The following is a 5,596-nucleotide window of genomic DNA, read 5'->3' as shown; positions in this document are numbered from 1 at the left end:
GCGAATCGAAATTGGCAGCGCTAACGACGATTTGACAGACGTAAAAAACTTCTTCATAATCTCGTTTCTCTGCTGATGACGCAGCGCTAGCAAGACAGCGCAGCGAACGGCAGGGAAGTGAAGCAGTAGGCAGTGTCGCTCTTTAACAAATAAACAGCCGATAAGTGTGGGCGCTTGGTTGGGCGCGAGACGGTTGGGTCGGGTAACCGGACCAGTCGATCGACGCAAAAGAAATCAAGTGCTCATATGAAGAAGTTTGTAGGTAAATCATTTATCTGCAATTTCTTTGAGTACGCAAGCGATCGTGCCATGGGTTTCGACCCATAGTACGAACAAATCTAGAGATTGAACTGAAGAGTTTGATCCTGGCTCAGATTGAACGCTAGCGGCATGCCTTACACATGCAAGTCGAACGGCAGCGCGGACTTCGGTCTGGCGGCGAGTGGCGAACGGGTGAGTAATGCATCGGAACGTGCCCAGTAGCGGGGGATAACTACGCGAAAGCGTAGCTAATACCGCATACGCCCTACGGGGGAAAGGGGGGGATCGCAAGACCTCTCACTATTGGAGCGGCCGATGTCGGATTAGCTAGTTGGTGGGGTAAAGGCCTACCAAGGCGACGATCCGTAGCTGGTTTGAGAGGACGACCAGCCACACTGGGACTGAGACACGGCCCAGACTCCTACGGGAGGCAGCAGTGGGGAATTTTGGACAATGGGGGCAACCCTGATCCAGCCATGCCGCGTGTGCGAAGAAGGCCTTCGGGTTGTAAAGCACTTTTGGCAGGAAAGAAACGGCGCCGGCTAATATCTGGCGTAACTGACGGTACCTGCAGAATAAGCACCGGCTAACTACGTGCCAGCAGCCGCGGTAATACGTAGGGTGCAAGCGTTAATCGGAATTACTGGGCGTAAAGCGTGCGCAGGCGGTTCGGAAAGAAAGATGTGAAATCCCAGGGCTCAACCTTGGAACTGCATTTTTAACTCCCGAACTAGAGTGTGTCAGAGGGGGGTGGAATTCCACGTGTAGCAGTGAAATGCGTAGATATGTGGAGGAACACCGATGGCGAAGGCAGCCCCCTGGGATAACACTGACGCTCATGCACGAAAGCGTGGGGAGCAAACAGGATTAGATACCCTGGTAGTCCACGCCCTAAACGATGTCAACTAGCTGTTGGGTTCTTCGGAGCTTGGTAGCGCAGCTAACGCGTGAAGTTGACCGCCTGGGGAGTACGGTCGCAAGATTAAAACTCAAAGGAATTGACGGGGACCCGCACAAGCGGTGGATGATGTGGATTAATTCGATGCAACGCGAAAAACCTTACCTACCCTTGACATGTCTGGAATCCCGAAGAGATTTGGGAGTGCTCGAAAGAGAACCGGAACACAGGTGCTGCATGGCCGTCGTCAGCTCGTGTCGTGAGATGTTGGGTTAAGTCCCGCAACGAGCGCAACCCTTGTCATTAGTTGCTACGAAAGGGCACTCTAATGAGACTGCCGGTGACAAACCGGAGGAAGGTGGGGATGACGTCAGGTCCTCATGGCCCTTATGGGTAGGGCTTCACACGTCATACAATGGTCGGGACAGAGGGCAGCCAACCCGCGAGGGGGAGCCAATCCCAGAAACCCGATCGTAGTCCGGATTGCAGTCTGCAACTCGACTGCATGAAGTCGGAATCGCTAGTAATCGCGGATCAGCATGTCGCGGTGAATACGTTCCCGGGTCTTGTACACACCGCCCGTCACACCATGGGAGTGGGTTCTACCAGAAGTAGGTAGCCTAACCGTAAGGAGGGCGCTTACCACGGTAGGGTTCATGACTGGGGTGAAGTCGTAACAAGGTAGCCGTATCGGAAGGTGCGGCTGGATCACCTCCTTTCAGCGCGTAAAGCGCTTGATCAAGTGTCCACTCTTATCGGTTGTTCGTTAAGCTGGATCGGTGAGGAAAAGGGGCAAGCGCAAGATGCTTGACGTTCCTTGGCCTGGGATGCAGATCCGAAGAATATGGGTCTGTAGCTCAGTCGGTTAGAGCACCGTCTTGATAAGGCGGGGGTCGTTGGTTCGAATCCAACCAGACCCACCAGTATGCAGAAGCGTGAGTTTCTGTGGGGGTTTAGCTCAGCTGGGAGAGCACCTGCTTTGCAAGCAGGGGGTCGTCGGTTCGATCCCGTCAACCTCCACCATTTTCGGTGGGAATTCCTCGGATCGCCAGAATTCAGGTTTAAGCGCAGCGTGCTGTGCTTAAAGCTGGGCTTTGGCTCGGTGTAGTACGATTTGGCTGTTCTTTAACAATTTGGAAGAAGCAACAACAGTAATGTTGTTCGACACGCTGGTGAAGAGCCAGTGGAGTATTGTCGGACAACGGGTTGTGATTGCATATATCAGTTCCAGAATGCTCATGTTCTGGAACGGCACAAACGCTAGAGTAAACCAGCCTATAGCCGCTACGGTTATAGGATCAAGCGACTAAGTGCATGTGGTGGATGCCTTGGCGATCACAGGCGATGAAGGACGTAGTAGCCTGCGATAAGCTGCGGGGAGCTGGCAAACAAGCTTTGATCCGCAGATTTCCGAATGGGGAAACCCACCGCTTCGGCGGTATCGTTAACTGAATCCATAGGTTAACGAGGCGAACCGGGTGAACTGAAACATCTCAGTAACTCGAGGAAAAGAAATCAACCGAGATTCCGAAAGTAGTGGCGAGCGAAATCGGAAGAGCCTGTACGAGTTAGCTTCGGTGATAGAAGAACGGTCTGGAAAGTCCGGCCATAGCAGGTGATAGCCCTGTATTCGAAATCTCTGAAGTGGGACTAGGCGTACGATAAGTAGGGCGGGACACGTGTAATCCTGTCTGAAGATGGGGGGACCATCCTCCAAGGCTAAATACTCGTGATCGACCGATAGTGAACCAGTACCGTGAGGGAAAGGCGAAAAGAACCCCGGAAGGGGAGTGAAATAGATCCTGAAACCGCATGCATACAAACAGTCGGAGCCTCCTTGTGGGGTGACGGCGTACCTTTTGTATAATGGGTCAGCGACTTACATTCAGTGGCAAGCTTAACCGAATAGGGGAGGCGTAGCGAAAGCGAGTCCGAACAGGGCGTTCAGTCGCTGGGTGTAGACCCGAAACCAGACGATCTATCCATGGCCAGGTTGAAGGCACGGTAACACGTGCTGGAGGACCGAACCCACTAGTGTTGAAAAACTAGGGGATGAGCTGTGGATAGGGGTGAAAGGCTAAACAAGTCTGGAAATAGCTGGTTCTCCCCGAAAACTATTTAGGTAGTGCCTCGAGTATTACTCCAGGGGGTAGAGCACTGTTATGGCTAGGGGGTCATGGCGACTTACCAAACCATTGCAAACTCCGAATACCTGGAAGTACAGCTCGGGAGACAGAGCACCGGGTGCTAACGTCCGGACTCAAGAGGGAAACAACCCAGACCGCCAGCTAAGGTCCCCAAATATCGCTAAGTGGGAAACGAAGTGGGAAGGCATAGACAGTCAGGAAGTTGGCTTAGAAGCAGCCATCCTTTAAAGAAAGCGTAATAGCTCACTGATCGAGTCGTCCTGCGCGGAAGATGTAACGGGGCTAAGCGATATACCGAAGCTGCGGATGCACAGTTTACTGTGCGTGGTAGGGGAGCGTTCTGTAAGCCTGCGAAGGTGGCTTGTAAAGGCTGCTGGAGGTATCAGAAGTGCGAATGCTGACATGAGTAGCGATAAAGAGGGTGAAAGGCCCTCTCGCCGTAAGTCCAAGGTTTCCTACGCAACGTTCATCGGCGTAGGGTGAGTCGGCCCCTAAGGCGAGGCAGAGATGCGTAGCTGATGGGAAGCTGGTTAATATTCCAGCACCGTCGTTTAATGCGATGGGGGGACGGATCGCGGAATGTCATCGGGGTGTTGGAAGTCCCCGTTGCTGCATCGAAGAAGGCACTTAGGCAAATCCGGGTGCGTAATTCAAGGGTGTGGCACGAGCGAACTTGTTCGCGAAGTGATTGGAAGTGGTCCCAGGAAAAGCCTCTAAGCTTCAGTTAAACGAGACCGTACCGCAAACCGACACAGGTGGACGGGATGAATATTCTAAGGCGCTTGAGAGAACTCAGGAGAAGGAACTCGGCAAATTGATACCGTAACTTCGGGAGAAGGTATGCCCTGGTAGCGTGAAGCGCCTGCGCGCTGAGCGTGAAAGGGTCGCAGAGAATCGGTGGCTGCGACTGTTTAATAAAAACACAGCACTCTGCAAACACGAAAGTGGACGTATAGGGTGTGACGCCTGCCCGGTGCCGGAAGGTTAAGTGATGGGGTGCAAGCTCTTGATCGAAGCCCCGGTAAACGGCGGCCGTAACTATAACGGTCCTAAGGTAGCGAAATTCCTTGTCGGGTAAGTTCCGACCTGCACGAATGGCGTAACGATGGCCACACTGTCTCCTCCTGAGACTCAGCGAAGTTGAAATGTTTGTGATGATGCAATCTACCCGCGGCTAGACGGAAAGACCCCATGAACCTTTACTGTAGCTTTGCATTGGACTGTGAACCGGTCTGTGTAGGATAGGTGGGAGGCGTTGAAACCGAGTCGCTAGATTCGGTGGAGCCGTCCTTGAAATACCACCCTGATTTGTTTGCGGTTCTAACCTTGGCCCGTTATCCGGGTCGGGGACAGTGCATGGTGGGCAGTTTGACTGGGGCGGTCTCCTCCTAAAGGGTAACGGAGGAGTTCGAAGGTACGCTAGGTACGGTCGGAAATCGTGCTGATAGTGCAATGGCATAAGCGTGCTTAACTGTGAGACTGACAAGTCGAACAGGTGCGAAAGCAGGACATAGTGATCCGGTGGTTCTGTATGGAAGGGCCATCGCTCAACGGATAAAAGGTACTCTGGGGATAACAGGCTGATACCGCCCAAGAGTTCATATCGACGGCGGTGTTTGGCACCTCGATGTCGGCTCATCTCATCCTGGGGCTGTAGCCGGTCCCAAGGGTATGGCTGTTCGCCATTTAAAGAGGTACGTGAGCTGGGTTTAAAACGTCGTGAGACAGTTTGGTCCCTATCTGCCGTGGGCGCTGGAGATTTGACGGAGCCTGTTCCTAGTACGAGAGGACCGGAATGGACGTACCGCTGGTGTACCGGTTGTCATGCCAATGGCATTGCCGGGTAGCTATGTACGGAAGAGATAACCGCTGAAGGCATCTAAGCGGGAAACTCGTCTGAAGATAAGATCTCCCGGGGGCTTGACCCCCCTGAAGGGCCGTTCGAGACCAGGACGTTGATAGGTCGGGTGTGGAAGCGCAGTAATGCGTTGAGCTAACCGATACTAATTGCCCGTGCGGCTTGATCCTATAACCCTGGCGGTTGTAGCGTGTGCCGCAGTCACACACCAGGTAGCCTCGCTACCAACACTGTTGTGCTTCTTCCAATTGGGCAGGTTGTTCGAGCCCGCGACGCAGCAACCCTGCGCGCGATCAACAGCCCGCCAACAAGTTAAAGCCTGACGACCATAGCAAGGTGGTCCCACTCCTTCCCATCCCGAACAGGACAGTGAAACGCCTTTGCGCCGATGATAGTGGACGGACGTCTGTGAAAGTAGGTCATCGTCAGGCT

The 5,596-nt window shown here is 53.4% G+C and carries 2 tRNA genes and 3 rRNA genes; all 5 read left to right on the top strand.

The window, feature by feature from the left end:
* Window positions 1-347: 347 nt before the first annotated feature.
* Window positions 348-1,878 (top strand): 16S ribosomal RNA (locus ABD104_RS29955).
* Window positions 1,879-2,005: 127 nt separating this feature from the next.
* Window positions 2,006-2,082, top strand: a tRNA-Ile gene (locus tag ABD104_RS29950).
* A 24-nt stretch (window positions 2,083-2,106) separates the two neighbouring features.
* Window positions 2,107-2,182: transfer RNA gene (locus ABD104_RS29945), tRNA-Ala, on the top strand.
* Between the two features lie 273 nt (window positions 2,183-2,455).
* Window positions 2,456-5,334: ribosomal RNA gene (locus tag ABD104_RS29940) — 23S ribosomal RNA — on the top strand.
* A 148-nt stretch (window positions 5,335-5,482) separates the two neighbouring features.
* Window positions 5,483-5,595: ribosomal RNA gene (gene rrf, locus ABD104_RS29935) — 5S ribosomal RNA — on the top strand.
* The 16S, 23S and 5S rRNA genes sit together here with 2 tRNA genes alongside, the layout of an rRNA operon.
* Window position 5,596 lies beyond the last annotated feature (1 nt).

The sequence above is a fragment of the Pigmentiphaga daeguensis genome (assembly GCF_039523035.1).
In the GTDB taxonomy this organism is placed as follows: Bacteria; Pseudomonadota; Gammaproteobacteria; order Burkholderiales; family Burkholderiaceae_B; genus Pigmentiphaga; species Pigmentiphaga daeguensis.
This window is presented reverse-complemented; position numbering and strand designations above follow the sequence as displayed.